The following is a 3713-nucleotide window of genomic DNA, read 5'->3' as shown; positions in this document are numbered from 1 at the left end:
AAGAATATTTGTTTACCCAAAATATCCCATTATGCTCTGTCCGCAAGCAAGTTTTGAGAACAGGTCCAAGTCTTTGTTCCAGCATGAAAGAAACCATAAGTTGATAAAAAGGTTCGGCTACAAGCTCTTAATAATGATATAGTCTTGCCACTGAACACTAAACCCCATCTCGATTTTGGACAAAAAATCTTTGTCTTTAATTTGACTTTTTTTAAAAAAGAGGGTTATAGTTAAAGTTTTCAAAGTTTACCTTCGGACTCTGCTAACTCTGCAAGGAAAATCTAGTCTCAAACTTGTCTGAAAACAACAGGGTAACTTAAAAGTAACCGTTTCTTTGAAGGAGAGGAATTTCTATGTCTAATAAATATATAACAGACATTCACCAAGTAAAAAGATTGACTAAGAATGATTTGCAGAGAATTGAGCCAGTTGTCCAAAAATTTGGCTTCAGGGCCAATGAATTTTATCTATCTCTAATCAACTGGGACGATCCCCACGATCCCATCCGGCGAATCATCATCCCCGATGAAGAAGAGCTGACTCCCTGGGGCCGTTTAGACGCTTCAGATGAGCAAAACTACACAGTTTATCCGGGTCTGCAACATAAGTATACAAGTACTGCTGTTCTTCTGGTCAGCAATTCTTGCGGTGGGTTTTGTCGCTTTTGTTTTCGCAAGAGATTATTTTTATTCCCTGAAGAGGAAGAATATATTCGCGACTTTGAACAGGCTCTTGACTATCTTAGACAGCACAAGGAAGTGAGCAATGTATTACTTACAGGTGGGGACGTTCTTATGTTGTCTACTTCCAGACTAAAAAAAATCATTGAGTCCTTGCGCCAAATCGACCATATCCAAGTCATCCGAATCGGCACTAAGCTTTTGGCCTATAATCCATATCGAGTGCTTGAAGATCCTGAACTACTGGAACTGATTAAAAAATTCAGCACCCCTCAAAAAAGAATATATATAATGACCCATTTTAACCATCCCAATGAGATCACAACGCAAAGCCAACAAGCTGCTCATCTTTTACTCACATCCGGAGCCATCCTGGCAAACCAAACACCAATGCTTAAAGGAGTCAACGACGACCCGAAAATATTGTCCGATTTATTCAGAAAACTCTCATACATAGGCATCCCACCTTATTATGTCTTTTTATGCCGGCCAACAGTTGGTAATAAGGGTTTTGCCGTACCCGTTGAAAAGGCCCTGGAAATATTTCAGCAGGCCCAGACGATGGGTTCAGGACTGGCCAAAAGGGCCAGGCTGACCATGTCCCATAGCACAGGCAAATTGGAGGTTATCTTCCAAACTGAGGATAAAATTTATTTCCGCTACCACCGCTCAGCAGATCCCAAGCATAGCGGAAAGGTTATGATTTTTAAACGCAATCCCAATGCCTATTGGCTGGACGACTATGAAGAAAAGGTTGCTGAGCAGAGCTGTTCTAAACCAACGCCTCGCTTATAGTGGTGACTAGAAGCATGTTTCGCAAGTAAAACCAGAGCGAAACTCGAATTATTCAGCTGCAGCTTTGTCCAGGTCCGCAAGTAACTTATTCAGCTCAATCCCATATTTTTGGGCCACCTCTTCAAGGGTACAAAAAAGACTCTGGCAGCAAATACATTCGCCAGCCAACTTATCATATTCACGAAACACTTGCTCTGTGGGCCTATATTTGGCTACCACATCCAGAACTGTTAACTGAGGAGTAATCTTTCGCGTCATTTTCCCCATCCTCATTTTCTGTCCTTTTGATAGACCCAAAAATTTTCGTTTAGTCGTCAAAATCAACTCTTTGCCCAAAAACGTTTTTTTTCAGATTAACGCTTTCCTTGCTTAAAATCATCTCCCTTGTCCATAAAGCCGAGGGCTCTATCTGCTCTGCCTTAGTACCAAGATCATAACTGTCTACATCCAGAATAAGTTCCTTGGCGATACTTGCAGTGTCTTTGGCATTAAACACATTGGTCAATAGTTCATAAGTAAATCCTTCCACCCCTTTAGCCATGCGCTCTCTCACCCCTTTGGGTTCACTTAACAACTTATTTTCAAAAGGCAAATTCAACTTTTTATAGTTTCCACCTTTAAATCCATTCTCCCGAGCACAGGCAACCATTTCCGCCCATAGATCTTCACTGACCCCTTTTCCCTTTTCTTTGATAAACTCTCCTTTCTCGTCTAATTCGGCATTACCATATTCATTGACTCTGACTCCCCAGGAAATCATCTGTAAGGCCGTGGCCACGTTGGCCTTTGTGGTATTTGTCTTCTCCGTAATCTCGCGTAACCGTTCAGAATCATTACCCGATGTACCGTGCTGGGCACCTGAAACCTTGTATGGTTTGAGTGCTGCATGAACCCTGGCCGTCAAATCTAGCTGAATTCCAACGTCACTGGCCTGAATCCCATGGGTAGTTCCATTATTTAAGGCAATCCAATCCGGAAAAATGGAATTGGCATTGAGCCCTTTAATCAGAAACAAGGCCTCTTCTGGTGTGGATAGACCTTCCTTGCCTTTAATCTCACCTACTTCGGTTTCATACCCTCCCCAAGAAGGAATTTTAGAAAAAAGCTCCCTGTTGGCCAACAAATTTTCCTTGTCTGACAAATGGGAAGCATCGATGGCTATAGATGTAATGCCCTGCTCGAACATAGAGGGGATCTGAATCTTAGCCTTTTCTAAATCCTGTTTGTTCTTGATCGTAAAGTGATCAGCATGAATGGCTACTGGAATAGTAATATTCATTTCATTACATAACCCATCAACTATGCGAGCTAAATTCCAAAAATTTATGGCGCAATAAGGGCTTGGTCCGCCTTCTGATTTAGCAATCTCCAGAATTATAGCGGCATTTGCCCTTTGCGCGGCCATTAAAACACCGCGAATGACAAAATAATTGCGGCCATTAGCAGCAATGGTCATGGCTTTGCCCTTGGCCAACATGGCCCGGTCAATGACTTTGCCACTGACGAGTAAAGCTTTGGAACAGGGGAAAATCCTTTGTATATTAGGGGGACGACCAACTTTAAGCAAGGTAGCGTAATTTTTATCCATATCTGCCTCCATTTGTTCAGGTTGCCATTTCTAACTATGCTCTTTAGAATATCCCTTTGTTTACCTTAACACTCTTCATGCGACTTAGGGGAAAAACAATGTCTAAAATAATTTTTCTTGGTCTGGCCGGAGGCCTGGGAGCAATTAGCCGGTATTATATATCCGGATTAGTACAAAACTATTTTAATACCACTTACCCCCTAGGCACAGCTGCTGTTAATCTCCTTGGATGCCTGGCTTTTGGTTTTATTTGGGCCTTACTTGAAGATAAACTACTACTGGCGCCCTCTCTTCGACTTTATGTCCTGACAGGATTTATGGGGGCCTTCACCACGTTTTCTACTTTTAGCTTTGAAACTGCCAACCTGGTCCGCTATTCTCAATGGTTTTGGGCCATGATAAATCTGGTGGGACAAAATGTTTTAGGAATATCTCTTATCTTTTTTGGGATGTTTTTGGCAAGGATAATCAAATAATTTTTTGCTAAAAACGAAAAGGGTGCCTAAAAAATTTAATCTTTGAAAAAAAAATGTTGACTTCGGGAACGGATTTGCATAAATGCTTCTTCTCGGTTGCGAATGAGAGCAATCAAAATTCCCCGGTAGCTCAATCGGCAGAGCGGGTGGCTGTTAACCACTAGGTTGGCGGTT

At 41.9% G+C, this 3713-nt stretch carries 4 protein-coding genes; 2 read left to right on the top strand and 2 right to left on the bottom strand.

Annotated features, from left to right (window positions below; all coding sequences use genetic code 11):
- Positions 1–353: 353 nt before the first annotated feature.
- Positions 354–1475 carry a KamA family radical SAM protein gene (locus AC3WVG_RS11160; protein WP_488798195.1) on the top strand — a complete coding sequence of 374 codons (1122 nt, stop codon included), beginning with the start codon at positions 354–356 and terminating at the stop codon, positions 1473–1475.
- A 48-nt stretch (positions 1476–1523) separates the two neighbouring features.
- On the opposite strand, the gene AC3WVG_RS11155 is transcribed toward AC3WVG_RS11160, so the two are convergent.
- Positions 1524–1733, bottom strand: a complete 210-nt coding sequence (locus AC3WVG_RS11155) for a hypothetical protein (RefSeq protein WP_488798194.1) — start codon at positions 1731–1733, stop codon at positions 1524–1526.
- 49 nt (positions 1734–1782) lie between these two features.
- Positions 1783–3063, bottom strand: coding sequence for a class II fructose-bisphosphate aldolase (locus AC3WVG_RS11150; protein WP_488798193.1), 1281 nt, complete (start codon positions 3061–3063; stop codon positions 1783–1785).
- Between the two features lie 98 nt (positions 3064–3161).
- Here AC3WVG_RS11150 and crcB point away from each other — a divergent pair, with 98 nt between their 5' ends.
- A complete protein-coding gene (gene crcB, locus AC3WVG_RS11145; protein WP_488798192.1) occupies positions 3162–3539 on the top strand; it encodes a fluoride efflux transporter CrcB in 378 nt (125 codons plus the stop codon).
- Positions 3540–3713 lie beyond the last annotated feature (174 nt).

The organism is Desulfovulcanus sp. (genome assembly GCF_982781345.1).
Note: the sequence above shows the minus strand (reverse complement) of the source record. Positions and strands in the feature narration are given on the sequence as shown.